Consider the following 16523-nt stretch of genomic DNA (forward strand, 5'->3'; position numbering starts at 1 on the left):
CCCGAGATCGGTCCAGAACTCGCCACACCCCGCGTTGACGGGGCCCGCTCACCGGCCATTACGGTCGTGCGATGGACCTCGACGACGCGCGGGACGTCCTCCGCGAGCAGCACCGGGCCGTCCTCGCCACGATGCGCGGCGACGGCACCCCGCAGATGTCGCCGGTGCTGGTCGCGGTGGACGACGGGGGACGTGTCCTGGTGAGCACCCGCGAGACCGCCCTCAAGGTGCGCAACCTGCGCCGGGACCCGCGGTCGTGGCTGTGCGTGCTGCCGGACGGGTTCTTCGGGCGGTGGGTTCAGGTCGAGGGCCGGACGGAGATCGTGTCCCTGCCGGCCGCGATGGACGGCCTCGTCGACTACTACCGGCGCGTCTCCGGCGAGCACGACGACTGGGACGGCTACCGGGAGGCCATGCGGCGGGAAGAGCGGGTGCTGCTGCGGATCGAGCTCGTCCGGGCCGGCCCCGACCGTTCCGGCTGACGGGCTTCCGCCCGCTCACCGCAGGTGCCGGGCGAACCAGTCCACGGCCAGCCGGTCCGCCTCGGCGGCCGCGGGCAGCCGCGGCGCGGGCTCGATGCCGGGCTCCTCCGCCAAGGCGTGCGGCATCCCGGGCACGACCACGAGCTCGGCCCGCACCCGCCGCGCGAGCGCGTCGCGCAGTTTCCGGGCCGGTGCCCGGAAGCCCTGCTCGTCGTCGTCCTCGCCCACCACGAGCAGCGTGGCCGGGCACGCCGCCACCTCGTCGGCGCGCGCCACGAAGTCCAGCCGCCCGGCGATCTCGAGCGCCGGCTCCGACCACGGGTAGCTCATCCCGAACTTGCGGCCCACCGCCTCGACCACCGCGTTCAATTGTGCCAGCGGGCTGACCAGCACCGCCGCGGCGACGTCGAACCCGCCGCCCGCGACCACGAGCTGCGCGACGGCCGAACCGAGCGACCCGCCGAGCAGCCCGATCGGCCCGTCCCGGAAGCCGAGCCGCCCCCGCAGCTCCGCGTAGGCGGGCGTGAACTCCGCCGCCGCCCGCGCGCTGATCGGCCCGTACAGGTTCTGCACCGCGTCCTCGTAGCCGAGCCGCATCAGCCCGTCGACGCCGTCGTCGGGGAACCGCGCCCCGTGCATGGGCAAGCCGAGGTAGATCCGCCATGCGTCCAGCCCGGCGAGGGGTAGCGCCGCAGCGAACGCCGCCTCGGTGCGCGGCGGGTCCATCAGGTGCCACGCGACGACGACGGGCGTGGCCGCGCGGTCTCCTTCCGGGGGAACCGCGAGGAACGGGACTCCCGCCGCGGTGCCGGTGATCGCGGTTGCGACTGCCATGACTCCTCCTTCAAGCTGTACGCTGTCCAATTTAACTGAACAATGTACAGTTCGCAAGGTGCAGGGCACCCGAGGCCCCGGCCAGCGCGCCGGGCTGAGCCGAGACCGCGTCCTCGACGCCGCCACCGACCTGATCGCCGAGCGCGGAACGGTGACGATGCGCGCCGTCGCACAGCGGCTCGGCGTCGCGCCGAACGCGCTCTACAGCCACGTCGCGGACAAGACCGAACTGGTGGACGGCGTCCTGGACCGGGTGCTCGCGCAGGTGGACGCGCCCGACCCCGGACCGGGCGACGATCCCGGCGACGCGATGCACCGGTTGATGACGTCCGCCCACGAGGTATTGCTGCGCCAGCCGCAACTGGTGCCGGCCTTCCTCACCCGCCAGGGGGCGCGCGGCGAGAACGCGCGACACCTCGGCGCCGTCATGCTCGAGCACCTGGCGGCGGCCGGGGTCACCGGCGACGCGGCCCGCGAGGCCCTGCGCGTCCTGATCGTGTACACGATCGGGTTCGCCGCCTTCGACGGCGCTCCCGACGAGCGACCGGTCCCCGGCCCCGAACTACGGGACAACTTCGACCGCGGGCTGCGCTGGTTGATCGCGGGAATCACGGCTGGTGATACCCGGTGAGGGCGCCGGCTCCCGGGTATTCTGAATCGTTGCGGTGACCAACGGGTGAACGCGCGCTCCCCGTTCTGCTGCCGGGCGGATCGGGTAGGTAGGTTTGTGACTCCGCGACGGGGACGTGATGGTAGCTGGGGGTGTGCCGATGACCGGCCGGCTCGGGATCGATGACGTTACTCCCACGGTGGGCGGCGGCCGTCATCCGAGCAAAGCCGTGGTCGGCGAGGTCGTCCCGATCACCGCCACGGTGTGGCGCGAAGGCCACGACGCGGTCGCGGCCAACGTCGTCTGGCGCCGGGTCGGCAGCCAGGGCGCCGCGCACCACGTGCGCATGACGCCCGTCGGCAGCGGCACCGACCGGTACGCCGCCACCGTCGTGCCCGACGAGCCGGGCCTGTGGACCTTCCGCGTCGACGCGTGGAGCGACCCGTGGTCCACGTGGCGCCACACCGTCACGGTCAAGCTGTCGGCAGGGCAGGGCGCCGAGGAGCTGGCCAACGACCTGGAGGGCGGTGCCCGGCTGCTGCAGCGGGTCGGCCGCCGCCCCGGTGAGCGCCCGCACCGCGACCTGCTCTTCGGCGCCGCCAACGCGCTGCGCGACACCGCGCTCCCGCTGCACGCGCGCGTGGCGCCCGCGCTGTTCCCGGCTGTCGAGAAGATCATGACCGAGCGGCCCGTCCGCGAGCTGATCACGCGCGGGCGCGCGCAACAGGTCCACGTCGACCGCGAACGGGCCCTGTTCGGCTCCTGGTACGAGTTCTTCCCGCGCTCCACCGGCGGCGTCGACGAGCAGGGCCGCCCGATCCACGGCACGTTCGTCACCGCGTCGAAGGAGCTCGACCGGGTCGCCGCAATGGGGTTCGACGTCGTCTACCTGCCGCCGATCCACCCGATCGGCACGGTGCACCGCAAGGGCCGCAACAACAACGTCAACGCCGGCCCGGGCGACGTCGGCTCGCCGTGGGCGATCGGCTCCGCCGAGGGCGGCCACGACGCCATCGAGCCGGAGCTCGGCACCATCGAGGACTTCGACGCGTTCGTCGACCGCACCCGGGACCTGGGGATGGAGGTCGCGCTCGACTTCGCCTTGCAGTGCGCCCCCGACCACCCGTGGGTGACCGACCACCCCGAGTGGTTCACCGTCCGCCCCGACGGCACGATCGCGTACGCGGAGAACCCGCCGAAGCGCTACCAGGACATCTACCCGGTCAACTTCGACAACGACCCCTCCGGGATCTACGCCGAGTCGCTGCGGGTGGTGCTGCACTGGGTCGAGCACGGGGTGCGGATCTTCCGCGTGGACAACCCGCACACCAAGCCGCCGAACTTCTGGCACTGGCTGATCTGGCAGGTCAAGTCCCGCCACCCGGACGTGCTGTTCCTCGCCGAGGCCTTCACACGCCCGGCGCGGCTCTTCGGGCTCGCCCGGCTGGGCTTCACGCAGTCGTACACCTACTTCACGTGGCGCACCACCAAGGCCGAGCTCACCGACTTCGCGCTGATGCACGCCGAGCGCGCCGACGAGTGCCGCCCCAACTACTTCGTCAACACCCCGGACATCCTGCACGAGTCGCTGCAGACCGGCGGGCCCGCGATGTTCGCGATCCGCGCCACCCTCGCGGCCACCCTGTCGCCGACCTGGGGCGTGTACTCGGGGTTCGAGCTGTTCGAGTCCCAGCCGGTGCGCCCGGGCAGCGAGGAGTACCTCGACTCCGAGAAGTACGAGCTGCGGCCCCGCGACTTCGACTCCGCCCGGGGCCGGCACCGCTCGCTCGAGCCCTACCTCGCCCGGCTCAACGAGATCCGCCGCGCCCACCCCGCGTTGCAGCAGCTGCGCGACCTGCACTTCCACCAGGTCGACAACGAATCGATCATCGCCTACTCCAAGACCGACCCGGTCACCGGCGACACCGTGCTCGTGGTCTGCACGCTCGACTCCCGCACCCCGCAGGAGGGCACCATCTCGCTGGACATGCCCTCCCTGCGCGCCGAGTGGGACGACCGCCTCACGGTCCACGACGAGATCACCGTCGAGACGTACGAGTGGGGCCAGTACAACTACGTGCGGCTGGAGCCGGGACGGAACGTGGCGCACGTCTTCCGCGTGGAGCGGTAGCCTTCAGCGGAAGGCCACCACGTTGCGCCCCACCCACTCGGCATACGGGCGCGGCGGGCGGGCGAGCAGCCGCTCCACGTCGGGGCTCACCCGCTGCTCGGCCGGCGTCGGCTCCCCCAGGGCGCCGAGGGTCGCCTCGACGACCGGCGCGGGCATGAACCCCAGCATCTGCGACCTCGCCTCCGCACGGGTCTGCTCGACGAGCCGCACCTCCTCGCCCAGCGCGGCGCCGATCGCCGCGACCCGCTGCCGGGGTGCGACCGGCGCCGGCCCGGTGAGCTCGTACGTCCGGCCGGCGTGCCCGTCGCCGAGCAGCACGGCCGCGGCGACGTCGGCGATGTCGACCGGGTCGACGACGGGCACCGCGACGTCCGGGAACGGGGTGTGCACCGTCCGCGCCGTGCGTACCGGCTCCGCCCACGCCAGGTCGTTCGACGCGAACGCGCCCGGCCGCAGCAGCGTCCACCCCAGCCCGGACGCGGTGACCGACTCCTCCAGTCCGGACGGGTGCCGGCCGGTGCCGACGCCGATGGAGGACAGCAGCACGACCCGTCGGACACCGCCGTTCCGGGCGACGTCCAGGACGGCGTCGAGGTCGGCCGCGGCGCCGTGCACGTCGGCGGAGGTCAGCAGGAAGAGCGCCTCCGCCCCGGCCACGGCCGGCTGGAGGGTGCCCGGGCGCAACAGGTCGGCCGGCACCGCCTCGACGGCCGCCGGCACGTCCGGCGGTCTCCGGGAAACCGCCCGCACCTTCTCTCCGGCCGCGGCGAGCGCCTCCACCAGCGGCCGCCCGACGTTCCCGGTGGCTCCGGTCACCACGATCACGATCTGCCCCTTCCGTCCGTCCATCCGGTACGGAGGGAAGCTAATATCGTGGGGCTAGTAGGTACCTAGAGGAAAGCGACTCCATGGCAGCACAGGTGTGCCCGGTGAGCCCCGTCGTCGACATCGTGTTCAGCCGGTGGACCACCCCGATCCTCTGGACGCTGCACGAGCTCGGCCGCCTGCGGTTCGTCGAGCTCCAGCGGCACATCGAGACGATCACACCGAAGGTCCTCACCCAGCGGCTGCGGCAGCTGGAGCGCGACGGCCTCGTGGTGCGCACCTACCACCCCAGCGTCCCGCCGAAGGTCGAGTACGAGATCAGCGAGCTGGGGCTCAGCCTGGCCCCGCTGTTCGCGCAGCTCGCCCACTGGGCCGACGCGCACCTCGGCGAGGTCGACCGGGCGCGCCGCAGCTACGACGCCGCCGGCCGCCCCCTGAGCAGCTAGCGCCCCACCCCGCCCTGCTCACACACCAACTGTGGTGCCGGCACACGAACTGCAGTTGGTGTGGGAGCGCTGATGTTGGTGTGTGGGCCACCATGCCGGCCGGCGAGTGGTGTTCGGCCCCGAGATCGCCGATTCGGTGTGCGCGGCGCCACCGGAGGCCCGGGCGCCGGGGCCGCCGGGATGGCCTCGAGCCAGTGGCACACCAACCCTGGCGCCCACACACGAACTGCAGTTGGTGTGTGGGCGCCACAGTTCGTGTGTGACCACCCGGCGGCGGCCGCTCGGCGTCAGCCCGGCGAGTGCAGCCACGGCTCCCGGAGGTCGTGGTAGTGCACGTCCTGCATGAGGTCCATCTCCTCCCGCAGCGCCTCGACGGCCTCGGGAGGCATCTCACCCTGCTCGCCCGCACGTGCCTCCTGCTCCGAGGTGAAGTAGGCGACCTGCGTGAACCTCCCGTCCTCGCCGTCGTGCAGCGCGGCGATGAATCCGAGCAGGTCGGGTCGCAGGTCCGGGAACCGGTCGTCGAACGTGGCCGCCAACTCCCGTAGGCGGGCCACGTCGCGGGCACGCCCCTGGATGACCTGGACGAAGCCGGCGTCGTCCGAGCCGCCGAGGCGCGCGACGTCGACCTCGCTGCAGTCGTGGAACTCCACTCCGTGCGGGAACAGCTTCTCGACGCCGGAGAACCACTCGCCCTGCTGCGCCCGCCCGCTGTTGCGCCGTGCGGCCTCGGCGGACTCGAAGCGCGCGATCCCGAAGAGGCGGCCGTCGTCGGTCACGCCCGTCGTGCTGCCCAGCCAGCCCTCCGCGCCGGGCGCGAGCCGTTGCAGCCAGTCCTCGGTGGCCCGTCGCGCCTGGTCGGCGTCTCTCACCTGTCCCTGGAACACCTGTACGAACACAGCCCGCTCCTTCCGCTCGAGGGGCGGTCCAGGGTCCTCCCGGCGGCGGGTGCGGACGAGCGCCGGCCGACGCAAGGCGACGCCGCCACGCATCGTCCATCCGGCGTACCGGACGGCCTGGGGAGCGGCCCGAGGAACCGCGGAGAACCAGTCACGCGCGGTGATGTTGCGGACGCGGTGCGCGACACATCCGAGGTCCCTGCCCCCGCGCTCCGTGATGCCGGGAGCTACGCTCCGACGCAGCCGCCGAGCCACGTCGTGCATCGGGCCCAGAGCCCCGCGAGACTGGCCGGGTGCGCCCTCCGCCATATGTCCCCGCCCGGTAGGAACGCGATACACCCATGTCGACCGACATCTCGGCCCCAGAGACCCGGCACACCGAAGACGACCAGCTCGTCGAGACCTCGTCCGAGGATTTCGAGCATGCGCGCCCGCTGGACGTCGATCATGATTGGTTCAAGCGGGCGGTCTTCTACGAAGTACTGGTCCGGGCGTTCTCGGACTCCAACCGGGACGGCACCGGCGACCTGCGCGGCCTGACCGAGAAGCTCGACTACATCCAGTGGCTCGGCGTCGACTGCCTCTGGCTGCCGCCGTTCTACGACTCGCCGCTGCGTGACGGCGGTTACGACATCCGCGACTTCCGGGCGGTGCTGCCCGAGTTCGGCACCGTGGACGACTTCGTGGTGCTGCTCGACGAGGCCCACAAGCGTGGGATCCGGGTCATCACCGACCTCGTCATGAACCACACCTCCGACCAGCACCCGTGGTTCGAGGAGTCGCGGCGCAACCCGGAGGGACCTTACGGCGATTTCTACGTCTGGTCCGACGACGACTCCCGCTACGCCGACGCCCGGATCATCTTCGTCGACACCGAGACGTCCAACTGGACCTACGACCCGATCCGCGGGCAGTTCTACTGGCACCGGTTCTTCTCCCACCAGCCGGACCTGAACTACGACAACCCGGACGTGCAGGAGGCGATGATCGAGGTCCTGCGGTTCTGGCTGGACCTCGGGATCGACGGCTTCCGGCTCGACGCCGTGCCCTACCTGTTCGAGCGGGAGGGCACGAACTGCGAGAACCTGCGGGAGTCGCACGAGTTCCTGAAGCGCTGCCGCAAGGTGATGGAGGTCGAGTACCCCGGCCGGGTGATGCTGGCGGAGGCCAACCAGTGGCCGTCGGACGTGGTGGAGTACTTCGGCGACGCCGGCATCGGTGGCGACGAGTGCCAGATGGCCTTCCACTTCCCGCTGATGCCGCGCATCTTCATGGCCGTGCGCCGGGAGAACCGCTTCCCGATCTCGGAGATCCTGGCCCAGACGCCGGCGATCCCGTCGGGCTGCCAGTGGGGCATCTTCCTGCGCAACCACGACGAGCTCACGCTCGAGATGGTCACCGACGAAGAGCGCGACTACATGTACGCGGAGTACGCCAAGGACCCGCGCATGAAGGCCAACATCGGCATCCGCCGCCGGCTGGCCCCGCTGCTCGACAACGACCGCAACCAGCTCGAGCTGTTCACGGCGCTGCTGCTCTCGCTGCCCGGCTCGCCCGTCCTGTACTACGGCGACGAGATCGGGATGGGCGACAACATCTGGCTCGGTGACCGGGACGCCGTGCGCAGCCCGATGCAGTGGACGCCGGACCGCAACGCCGGCTTCTCCACGTGCGACCCCGGGCGGCTGTACCTGCCCCTGATCATGGATCCGCTCTACGGCTACCAGGCCGTGAACATCGAGGCGCAGCTCAACAGCACGACGTCGCTGCTGCACTGGAACCGGCACATGATCGAGATCCGCAAGCGTCACACCGCGTTCGGGCTGGGCGAGTACCACGAGCTGGGCGGCTCGAACCCGTCGGTGCTCGCCTACATCCGCTCGTGCGGCGACGACGTCGTGCTCTGCGTCAACAACATGTCGCGCTTCCCGCAGCCGGTGGAGCTGGACCTCTCGGCATGGCAGGGTCATGCCCCCCATGAGTTGACTGGTGGCGTGCCGTTCCCGAAGATCGGAGAACTTCCCTACCTGCTGACCCTTCCCGGGCACGGCTTCTACTGGTTCTCGATCACCCCTGCGGAGGACGCTGGATGAGGCTGGACGAGGAGCTCCCCGAACTTCTGCCCGAGTGGCTGCCGAAGCAGCGCTGGTTCGCGGCGAAGGGCAGGCAGGTCCGGTCCGTCGCGGTCGCGTCCAGCACGCCGCTGCGGACGGACGGGGAACCGCTCCTCGACCACGTTCTCCTCGCCGTCGACTTCGCCGACGACTCCCCCGTGCAGCACTACCAGCTCCTCGTCGCCCGGCGCGAGCACCTGCGCGGCGAGCTCGAGCACGTGGTGATCGGGGCCGTCGACGGTCACGTCGCCTACGACGGTCTCTGGGACACCGCGGTCACCGCGTGGTTGCTCGACGCCATCCGCGCCGGGCGCACGGTGGGCGAGATCCGGTTCGTCGCCGAACCGGGTGCCGAGATCGCGGAGGGCTCGCCGGGCCGGGTGCTCGGGGTCGAGCAGTCCAACACCTCGGTGTCGTGGGGCGAGCAGTCGATCCTCAAGCTCTTCCGACGCGTGCTGCCCGGCATCAACCCGGACCTCGAGCTGCACCGGGCGCTGCGCTCGGTCGGGAGCGACGAGGTGGCCGCCCTGCAGGGCGCGGTCGAGGGTGTCCTCCACGGGGAACCCGTCACGTTCGCGATTCTCCAGGACTTCGCCGCGAACTCCGCCGACGGTTGGGCCATGGCCCAGGCGAGCGTGCGTGACCTGTTCGCCGAGGGCGACCTGAGGGCCGACGAGGTGGGCGGCGACTTCGCGGCCGAGGCGTCGCGGCTGGGCGAGACGATCGCCGTGGTGCACGCCGAGCTGCGCGACGCCCTCCCCACCGGCGGGGTCGACCCGCGCGCGCTGGCGACGGCGTGGCACGAGCGCCTCTCCGCCTCCGTGAACGAGGTGCCCGCGCTCGCCGAGCACGCCGAGCCGATCCACGCCGTCTACGACGCCGTCGCGGCGATGCCCGGCCCGATCCCCACCCAGCGCGTGCACGGCGACCTGCACCTCGGGCAGGCGCTGCGCACGCCGCAGGGCTGGCTGGTGATCGACTTCGAGGGTGAGCCCGCCGCCCCGCTCGCGGAGCGGGTCCGTCCCGACTCGGCGTTGCGCGACGTCGCCGGCATGCTCCGCTCGTTCGACTACGCCGCGTTCCACCAGCTCTCGCAGTGGGAGCCGACCGACCAGTGGACCGACCCGGACCACGACTCCCAGCTCGTGTGGCGCGCCCGGGAGTGGGCCGACCGCAACCGGTCCGCGTTCTGCGACGGCTACGCCCTGCGCGCCGGCGCCGACCCCCGGGAGCAGGCCGTCCTGCTGCGGGCGTTCGAGCTCGACAAGGCCGTGTACGAGGTGGTCTACGAGTCCCGCTTCCGCCCGACCTGGGCCCCGATCCCGCTCGCGTCGATCGGCCGCCTGACCACCGCCGCGCAGTCGGATGCCGGAGTCTGACGAAACCGTCGGTGCGCTCGGGCACACTCGTGTTCGATGACCGAGACTCCCGGCGAGGTGGCAGAGGCCGAGCTCCCGCGTGCGCGGGCCGGCGACGACGAGGCGTTCCACCGCCTCGTCGCTCCCCTGCAGCGTGAGCTGCACGCCCACTGCTACCGCATGCTCGGCTCGCTCCACGACGCCGAGGACGCCCTCCAGGACGCGCTGCTGCGGGCCTGGCGGGGCATCGACCGGTTCGAGGGGCGCAGCTCGGTGCGCTCCTGGCTGTACAAGATCGCCACCAACGCCTGCCTCGACGCGATCGCCCGGCGGGGCAGGCGGGCACTGCCGATCGACATCGGCCCGTCGGTGGAGCGCGCGGCGGTCGACGACCAGCCGCTCACGGATGTCGCCTGGCTCGGGCCCTACCCCGACTCCGGGATAGCCGACGGCCCCGCCGCCCCGCACGCGCGCTACGAGCGGCGCGAGAGCGTGGAGCTGGCGTTCGTCGCCGCGATGCAGCACCTGCCGGGCAACCAGCGGGCCGCGCTGCTGCTGTTCGAGGTGCTGGGTTACTCGGCCAAGGAGGTCGCCGACACGCTCGACACCACCACGGCGTCGGTCAACAGCGCGTTGCAGCGAGCCCGGAAGGTGGTCCAGGAACTGCGGCCGGAGCAGAGCCAGCAGCAGACGCTCCGCTCGCTCGGCGACGCCCGGCTGCGCGAGCTCGTCACCGGGTACGCCACCGCGCTCGAGCGCGGCGACGCCGCCACTCTCGTCTCGATGCTCACCGCCGACGCCACGTGGTCGATGCCGCCCCTGCCGAGCTGGTACCGCGGCACCGCGGCGGTCACCGACTTCCTCGTCCGGCTGCCGCTGCGGTGCCGCTGGCGGCACCTGCCGGTGCGCGCCAACGGCCAGCAGGCGGTCGCCTGCTACATCTGGGACGACGAAGCCGGCGCGTTCGTCGGGCGCATCATCGACGTCCTCACGCTCCGCGGCGACCGCATCGCCGCGGTCACGGCGTTCATCGACGAGGGCCTGTTCCCCCACTTCGACCTGCCGGCAACGCTTCCGGAGGAACACCCACCCTGGAGGTAGGAGCTTCCCGGCGGGGGCGAGCGGCCGCGGCGGTGATCACCGCGGCCATGCTCGCCTCCAGCACCGAGGTCCCGGTTCCCGCGGCCCAGGCCACGCGGTCCTGGCACCGGTGCTCCAGGTAGGTGATCGCCGGTGCCGCGCTCCCGGGGGCGAGTGACTGCTGGGTCAGGCCCAGCACCTCGATCGGGAGGCCGGCGGCGGCCAGGATCCGGGTGAGCGCGTCCACCGGCCCGGTCCCGGTGGCGCGGTGGGTGGCGCGGTCGCCGCGGATCGTCAGATCGACCTTGAGCTCGTCGGCTCCGGCGCCCGCCGAGCTCGCCTGCCACTCGTGCATCACGACCAGGGGCGCCTCCGGGGCGAGGTAGGTGGCCGCGAACAGCTCCCACAGCTGCGCCGCGGTGACCTCGGCGCCGCCGGCGTCGGTGGCCCGCTGCACGTGGCGCGAGAAGTCGATCTGCAACGGCCGCGGCAGCTCGAGGCCGTACCCGGCGTGCAGCAGGTAGGCGATCCCGCCCTTGCCGGACTGGCTGTTGACGCGGATGACGGCGTCGTAGTCGCGGCCGATGTCGGCCGGGTCGATCGGCAGGTACGGCACGTCCCAGCGGGCGAGCGACTCGGGGACCCCCGCGGCGGCCGCGGCCGCCCGGTGGTGGGCGAAGCCCTTGCCGATGGCGTCCTGGTGCGTCCCCGAGAAGGCGGTGTGGACCAGGTCCCCGACGTAGGGGTGGCGCTCGTGCACCGCGATCCGGTTGCAGTGCTCGACGGTGCGCCGGATCTCGTCGATGTCCGAGAAGTCGATCATCGGGTCGACGCCCTGGGCGTGCAGGTTCAGCGCCAGCGTCACGAGGTCGACGTTGCCGGTGCGCTCGCCGTTGCCGAACAGGCAGCCCTCCACGCGCTGGGCGCCGGCCAGCACCGCGAGCTCGGCGCACGCGACGCCGGTGCCGCGGTCGTTGTGCGGGTGCACCGAGAGGATCACCCCGTCGCGGCGGGCGAGGTTGCGGTGCACGTACTCGATCTGGTCGGCGTAGACGTTCGGGGTGGCGACCTCCACGGTCGCCGGCAGGTTGAGGATCACCGGGCGCTCCGGGCGGGCGTCCCACCGGTTCGTGACGCGGTCGCACAGGTCGAGCACGTAGTCGGGCTCGGTCAGGTTGAACACCTCGGGCGAGAACTCGAAGCGCACGTGCGGGTCGTCGCCGACGAGCCGGTGCACCTCGGCCGTGCCGGCCAGCACCATGTCGGTGAGGGCGGCGCGGTCGGCGCGCAGCACCACGTCCCTCCAGGTCGGAGCGGTGGCGGTGTACATGTGCACGACCACCTCGCCCCGCATGCCCGCGACCGACTCGACGGTCCGCGCGATCAGCTCCGGGCGGGCCGGGGTGAACACCACCACGGTGACGTCGTCCGGTACGAGGTCGGTCTCGGCCAGCAGCCGCACGAAGTCGAAGTCGGTCTGCGACGCCGACGGGTAGCCGACCTCGATCTCCTTGTAGCCCATCGCCACCATCAGCTCGAAGAAGCGCCGCTTGCGCTGCGGGTCCATGGGTTCGACCAGCGCCTGGTTGCCGTCACGCAGGTCGACCGGCACCCACAGCGGTGCGGCCGTGAGCCGGTTGCCCGGCCAGCGCCGGTCGGGCAGCGGCGACACCGGCGTCCGGGCGAAGACGTCCCGGTAGCGGTGCGACGGCATCTGCGAGCCGCGCTGCCGGTTCCAGGCCGGGGCGCCGGCCGGTACCGGGCCGGCCGGCGTGGCGAGGGTGGGGAAGGGGTGTGTCACGAGGAACTCCTGGGATCGGTCCGGGACGGACCGGCGCGCGTCGGCACCCACGGCGGGGTGCCGGTCCTCAGGCCCCGCCGTGGCTGCGAAGAAGGAGGGCGCTCCACGACACGTCGGCTACGCTAACAGTCCTCAGGTTCTCAGACAAGCAGAGAGGTGTGCGGTGGCGAAGCTCGAACGGCTCCCGCTGGCCACGCAGGCGGCGAAGGTGATCCTCGACCGGGTCGCATCGCAGGAGTGGCCCGTCGGCCGGAAGCTTCCGGGGGAGGCGGCGCTGGCCGCCGAGCTGGGCGTAGGCCGCTCCACCGTGCGCGAGGCGATCCGGGAGCTGGCCGGGCGGGGGGTGCTGGCAACCCGGCAGGGCGCCGGCGTGTTCGTGGTCTCCGCCGAGCCGATCGAGGACTGGGAGACCGTCCTGCGCCGCGCCGAGATCGCCGACATCGTCGAGGGCCGGATCGCCATCGAGACCGAGTCGGCGCACCGCGCTGCCCAGCGGCGCACCCCACGGGACCTGCTGGCGATGCAGAGGGCGCTGGCCCGGCGCGCGGAGGCGGCCCCGGACGCCCCCGACGCCGCATACGTCGACGTCGACCTGGAGTTCCACCGCGCCGTCGTCGCCGCGGCCCACAACCCGGTGCTGGCCGAGCTGTTCGACTCGTTCCGCCCGCGCGTGCGCGAGGCGATGATCGACCTGGTGGCCCTCGCCGGGCCCGCCGCCCGCTCCGCGCACGACCAGGACGTGCACGCCGACATCGTCAGCGCCGTCCGCGACCGCGACCCGGAGCGCGCCGCGGCGGTGAGCCGGGCACACCTGGTGGGGATCCACGACCGGATGGAGCCCTGAGCGCCGGTCAGCCCCGGGGGAAGCTCCCGCCCGCCGCGAGATCCGCGATCAGCGCGTGCACATCGTTCCGCACGGTCCAGCGGCTCACCGCACACGCCGCCTGCGCGTAGACTCCGGCGTCGGCGCCGGCAGCACGCAGCCAGTCGTCGAGCGTCTCCGGCAGCGGCCCCGCGGGCTCGACGAGGCAGCGGTCGCCCTCGCCCGCGGGGCGCAGGTACCGCGGGTCGTCCGCGACGAGGACGGCGAGCCCCTCGTCGAACCACTGCGGGACGGACCCCTTCCCGAGCCGGGTGTGCAGCTCGACGTGGGTGAGCTCGTGGGCGGTGATCACCGGGTCGATCCCCCGGGGGGACAGCAGCACGGCACGGTTCAGCACCGCGACCCCGCGCTCACCGCCACCGCCGATCCGCGCGTAGCACCGGTCGGTGAGGCAGGCGAGGAAGTCCGGGTCGCTGCGCAGGCCGCCGAAGAACGCCGCGACCCGCTGCTCGCCCTCGTCGACGGCGGCACCCACCCGCGCGCGTTCCTCCGCACCGACCCGGGGCTCGACGTGCAGCCCCTTCCGCACCCGCTCGAGCCCGTAGCAGCCCGGGCAGGCGGTGGCCGCGACGGCCGGGAACGCGACGGCGACCGCGACGACGAGGGCGAGGAGCACCGCGAACGTCCCGCCGAGCAGCAGTCGCCTCCGCACCTCCCCGATCATGCAGGATGCGCACGGTGATCGGATCGTTGCTCCCAGGTTCGGCGAGGGGCGATCCGGCGCACTAGGGTGCGCGCGTGGATCGTGAGGAGAACCGGACCCAGACGATCAGCGAGCGGAGCGACCCGTGCCCGCCGGACCCGCACACGATCGACCGGCTGCTCGGGGGCGCACACCACGACCCGCACTCGATCCTCGGCGCCCATCCGCACGAGGACGGCACCGTGGTGCGGGTGCTGCGTCCGCACGCCGACGAGGTGCAGGTCGTGCGCGACGGCGGGGAGGGGTTCCCGCTCGTCAAGGTGCACGACTCCGGCCTGTTCTCCGGTGTGGTGCCGGGGCCGTCCGCGGACTACCGGCTCGCCGTGCGGTACGGCGAGCGCGTCGACGTCGTCGACGACCCCTACCGCTGGCTCCCGACGCTCGGCGAGATCGACCTGCACCTGATCGGTGAAGGGCGCCACGAGCGGCTGTGGGACGTGCTCGGGGCGCACGTGCGCAGCTACGACACGCCTGCGGGCGCGGTCACGGGCACGAGCTTCGCGGTGTGGGCCCCCACCGCAAAGGGCGTGCGCGTCACCGGCGACTTCGACGGCTGGTCGGGGTGGGCGCACCCGATGCGCGCGCTCGGCAGCTCGGGCGTGTGGGAGCTGTTCGTCCCCGGCATCGAGCCGGGCACCCGCTACAAGTTCCGCATCCTCGGCCGGGACGGGCAGTGGCGGGACAAGGCCGACCCGCTGGCCTTCCGCACCGAGGTCCCGCCGGCCACCGCGTCGATCGTGGACGCCTCCACCCACGAGTGGCGCGACGAGGAGTGGATGGCGGCCCGGTCCCTGCGCCAGGCGCACACCGAGCCGATGAGCGTCTACGAGGTGCACCTCGGGTCGTGGCGGCCCGGGCTCGGCTACCGCGAGCTCGCCGACGAGCTCGCCGGCTACCTGAGCGAGATGGGCTTCACCCACGTCGAGCTGCTGCCGGTGGCCGAGCATCCGTTCGGCGGGTCATGGGGCTACCAGGTCACGTCCTTCTACGCCCCGACCGCCCGCTTCGGCACCCCCGACGACTTCCGGTACTTCGTCGACCACCTGCACCAGCGCGGCTTCGGCGTCATCGTCGACTGGGTGCCGGGGCACTTCCCCCGCGACGAGTGGGCGCTCGCGAAGTTCGACGGCAGCGCGCTCTACGAACACGCCGACCCGCGCCGCGGTGAGCAGCCCGACTGGGGCACGCTCGTGTTCGACTTCGGCCGCCGCGAGGTGCGCAACTTCCTCGTGGCCAACGCGCTCTACTGGCTCGACGAGTTCCACATCGACGGCCTGCGCGTCGACGCCGTGGCCAGCATGCTCTACCTCGACTACTCCCGCCCCGAGGGCCAGTGGCTGCCCAACGTCCACGGCGGCCGCGAGAACCTCGACGCGGTGACGTTCCTGCAGGAGATGAACGCCACCGTCTACCGCAACCACCCCGGCGTCGTCACGATCGCCGAGGAGTCCACGGCCTGGCCCGGCGTCACGCGGCCCACCCACCTCGGCGGCCTGGGCTTCGGCTTCAAGTGGAACATGGGCTGGATGCACGACACGCTCGACTACGCCGGGCGCGACCCGATCTACCGGGCCTACCACCACAACCAGATGACGTTCTCGCTGATGTACGCGTTCAGCGAGAACTTCGTGCTCCCGCTCTCCCACGACGAGGTCGTGCACGGGAAGGGCTCGCTGTGGCAGCGCATGCCCGGCGACGCGTGGAACAAGTCGGCGCAGCTGCGCGCGCTGCTGGCGTACATGTGGGCGCACCCGGGCAAGCAGCTGCTGTTCCAGGGCGGGGAGTTCGGCCAGGAGCGGGAGTGGTCCGAGTCGCGCTCGATCGACTGGCACCTGCTCCAGGACCCGCTGCACGGCGGGGTGAAGACGCTGGTCGGAGACCTGAACCGGACCTACCGCGCCACGCCCGCGCTGTGGACGAAGGACTTCACGCCCGAGGGCTTCTCCTGGATCGACGCCAACGACGCCTCGGGCAACGTCCTGAGCTTCCTGCGCCACGGTGTCGACGCCGACGGCAAGCCCACCGTGCTCGCCTGCATCGCGAACTTCTCCGGCAGCCCCAAGCGGGACTACCGCATCGGGCTGCCGTTCGCCGGCCGGTGGCGCGAGGTGCTCAACACCGACGCGCAGATCTACGGCGGCTCCGGCGTCGGGAACCTGGGCGCCGTCGAGGCCGAGCGGACGATGTGGCACGGGCGACCGGCGTCGGCCGTGCTGCAGCTCCCGCCGGCGGGCGTGCTGTGGCTCGTGCCGGAGCCGGGTGCCGGTGCGGTGAGCCGCCGCACCGCGGCGACGAGGACGGCCGCGCCGGCCCCCGTCGCGGACGTCCCCGCGACCGGCCCGGGAGACGACCCCGAT

Annotated in this window: 13 protein-coding genes and 1 pseudogene; 9 read left to right on the top strand and 5 right to left on the bottom strand. The window is 72.4% G+C overall.

Features of this window, described 5'->3' with window-relative positions; translation table 11 throughout:
- Positions 1–71 precede the first annotated feature (71 nt).
- On the top strand, positions 72–482 hold the full coding sequence (locus ACU436_RS08360) for a PPOX class F420-dependent oxidoreductase (RefSeq protein ID WP_459023314.1): 411 nt from the start codon (positions 72–74) through the stop codon (positions 480–482).
- 15 nt (positions 483–497) lie between these two features.
- Here the strand turns inward: ACU436_RS08360 and ACU436_RS08365 are convergent, their stop codons facing one another.
- Positions 498–1316 (bottom strand): alpha/beta hydrolase family protein, encoded by an 819-nt coding sequence (locus tag ACU436_RS08365; protein WP_459023316.1) that lies wholly within the window; start codon positions 1314–1316, stop codon positions 498–500.
- A 58-nt stretch (positions 1317–1374) separates the two neighbouring features.
- Here ACU436_RS08365 and ACU436_RS08370 point away from each other — a divergent pair, with 58 nt between their 5' ends.
- Both ACU436_RS08370 and ACU436_RS08375 read left to right on the top strand, forming a co-directional pair.
- Positions 1375–1947, top strand: coding sequence for a TetR/AcrR family transcriptional regulator (locus tag ACU436_RS08370; protein WP_459023318.1), 573 nt, complete (start codon positions 1375–1377; stop codon positions 1945–1947).
- A 139-nt stretch (positions 1948–2086) separates the two neighbouring features.
- Positions 2087–4057: an alpha-1,4-glucan--maltose-1-phosphate maltosyltransferase gene (locus ACU436_RS08375; RefSeq protein WP_459023320.1), complete on the top strand. Its 1971-nt coding sequence runs from the start codon at positions 2087–2089 to the stop codon at positions 4055–4057.
- A 3-nt stretch (positions 4058–4060) separates the two neighbouring features.
- Here ACU436_RS08375 and ACU436_RS08380 read toward each other — a convergent pair whose 3' ends face one another.
- Positions 4061–4882 (bottom strand): NAD(P)H-binding protein, encoded by an 822-nt coding sequence (locus tag ACU436_RS08380; protein ID WP_459024294.1) that lies wholly within the window; start codon positions 4880–4882, stop codon positions 4061–4063.
- Between the two features lie 83 nt (positions 4883–4965).
- Here ACU436_RS08380 and ACU436_RS08385 point away from each other — a divergent pair, with 83 nt between their 5' ends.
- Entirely contained in the window at positions 4966–5328 is a 363-nt protein-coding gene (locus tag ACU436_RS08385) for a winged helix-turn-helix transcriptional regulator (protein WP_459023322.1), read from the top strand.
- Between the two features lie 287 nt (positions 5329–5615).
- Here ACU436_RS08385 and ACU436_RS08390 read toward each other — a convergent pair whose 3' ends face one another.
- Positions 5616–6227, bottom strand: a complete 612-nt coding sequence (locus tag ACU436_RS08390) for a hypothetical protein (RefSeq protein WP_459023324.1) — start codon at positions 6225–6227, stop codon at positions 5616–5618.
- 341 nt (positions 6228–6568) lie between these two features.
- On the opposite strand from ACU436_RS08390, the gene treS reads away from it, so the two are divergent.
- Genes treS through ACU436_RS08405 form a run of 3 tightly spaced genes read left to right on the top strand, consistent with a single transcriptional unit; the run spans position 6569 to position 10800 of the window.
- The gene (gene treS / locus ACU436_RS08395) at positions 6569–8320 is read left to right on the top strand and encodes a maltose alpha-D-glucosyltransferase (protein WP_459023326.1); all 1752 of its coding nucleotides are present in this window, start codon (positions 6569–6571) and stop codon (positions 8318–8320) included.
- Positions 8317–9720 (top strand): maltokinase N-terminal cap-like domain-containing protein, encoded by a 1404-nt coding sequence (locus tag ACU436_RS08400; protein WP_459023328.1) that lies wholly within the window; start codon positions 8317–8319, stop codon positions 9718–9720. Before treS ends, ACU436_RS08400 begins: the two co-directional genes overlap by 4 nt.
- A 36-nt stretch (positions 9721–9756) precedes the next feature.
- The gene (locus ACU436_RS08405) at positions 9757–10800 is read left to right on the top strand and encodes a sigma-70 family RNA polymerase sigma factor (protein WP_459023329.1); all 1044 of its coding nucleotides are present in this window, start codon (positions 9757–9759) and stop codon (positions 10798–10800) included.
- Here the strand turns inward: ACU436_RS08405 and ACU436_RS08410 are convergent.
- Complete coding sequence (locus ACU436_RS08410) at positions 10727–12493, bottom strand: 2-isopropylmalate synthase (RefSeq protein ID WP_459024296.1); 1767 nt, start codon at positions 12491–12493, stop codon at positions 10727–10729. The two genes, ACU436_RS08405 and ACU436_RS08410, sit on opposite strands and share 74 nt — an antisense overlap.
- Before the next feature lie 250 nt (positions 12494–12743).
- Here ACU436_RS08410 and ACU436_RS08415 point away from each other — a divergent pair, with 250 nt between their 5' ends.
- Complete coding sequence (locus ACU436_RS08415) at positions 12744–13424, top strand: FadR/GntR family transcriptional regulator (RefSeq protein WP_459023331.1); 681 nt, start codon at positions 12744–12746, stop codon at positions 13422–13424.
- Between the two features lie 7 nt (positions 13425–13431).
- Here ACU436_RS08415 and ACU436_RS08420 read toward each other — a convergent pair whose 3' ends face one another.
- A complete protein-coding gene (locus ACU436_RS08420) occupies positions 13432–14115 on the bottom strand; it encodes a hypothetical protein (RefSeq protein ID WP_459023332.1) in 684 nt (227 codons plus the stop codon).
- 116 nt (positions 14116–14231) lie between these two features.
- On the opposite strand from ACU436_RS08420, the pseudogene glgB reads away from it, so the two are divergent.
- Positions 14232–16421, top strand: a pseudogene (glgB, locus tag ACU436_RS08425) (1,4-alpha-glucan branching protein GlgB); the annotation flags it as partial.
- Positions 16422–16523 lie beyond the last annotated feature (102 nt).

It is taken from the genome of Pseudonocardia wallangbongensis, from assembly GCF_054486945.1.

What these genes read in the sequence shown, in the direction of transcription:
- ACU436_RS08360 (WP_459023314.1), top strand. Translation starts at nt 72, where the DNA reads ATGGACCTCGACGACGCGCGGGACGTCCTCCGCGAGCAGCACCGGGCC.
- ACU436_RS08365 (WP_459023316.1), bottom strand. Translation starts at nt 1,316, where the DNA reads ATGGCAGTCGCAACCGCGATCACCGGCACCGCGGCGGGAGTCCCGTTC.
- ACU436_RS08375 (WP_459023320.1), top strand. Translation starts at nt 2,087, where the DNA reads ATGACCGGCCGGCTCGGGATCGATGACGTTACTCCCACGGTGGGCGGC.
- ACU436_RS08385 (WP_459023322.1), top strand. Translation starts at nt 4,966, where the DNA reads ATGGCAGCACAGGTGTGCCCGGTGAGCCCCGTCGTCGACATCGTGTTC.
- treS (WP_459023326.1), top strand. Translation starts at nt 6,569, where the DNA reads ATGTCGACCGACATCTCGGCCCCAGAGACCCGGCACACCGAAGACGAC.
- ACU436_RS08400 (WP_459023328.1), top strand. Translation starts at nt 8,317, where the DNA reads ATGAGGCTGGACGAGGAGCTCCCCGAACTTCTGCCCGAGTGGCTGCCG.
- ACU436_RS08405 (WP_459023329.1), top strand. Translation starts at nt 9,757, where the DNA reads ATGACCGAGACTCCCGGCGAGGTGGCAGAGGCCGAGCTCCCGCGTGCG.
- ACU436_RS08410 (WP_459024296.1), bottom strand. Translation starts at nt 12,493, where the DNA reads ATGCCGTCGCACCGCTACCGGGACGTCTTCGCCCGGACGCCGGTGTCG.